A 448-nucleotide genomic window follows, 5' to 3' on the forward strand; every position below is an offset into this window, starting at 1 on the left:
CAAGGTGGACGCCCTGGCCCAGATCGCCAAGACCGGCGCCCCGGCCGCCGTCCTGGTCACCTCGTCCGGCGAGGGCAAGGAGATCGCCGCCCGCGTCGCCCTGCGCCTCGGCTCCGGCATCATCACCGACGCGGTCGACCTGGAGGCCGGCGACGGCGCTCCGGTCGCCACGCAGTCGGTGTTCGCCGCGTCCTTCCAGGTGAAGTCCACCGTCACCAAGGGCGCGCCGGTCATCACCGTCAAGCCGAACGCCGTGGCCCCCGAGGCCGCCCCGGCCGCCGGCGCGGTCGAGAACGTGTCGGTGGAGTTCACCGGCAACGCCGCCAAGGTCGTCTCCCGCACCCCGCGCGTCTCGACCGGCCGCCCGGAGCTGACCGAGGCCGCCATCGTCGTCTCCGGCGGCCGCGGCGTCGGTGCCGCCGAGGGCTTCGGCGTCGTCGAGGAGCTC

General features: G+C 75.2%; 1 pseudogene. It reads left to right on the forward strand.

Annotation, left to right across the window (positions count from 1 at the left end):
• Positions 1-448, forward strand: a pseudogene (locus PUR71_RS00125) (electron transfer flavoprotein subunit alpha/FixB family protein); the annotation flags it as partial.

It is taken from the genome of Streptomyces sp. SP17BM10 (genome assembly GCF_036322405.1).
Lineage (GTDB): Bacteria > Actinomycetota > Actinomycetes > Streptomycetales > Streptomycetaceae > Kitasatospora.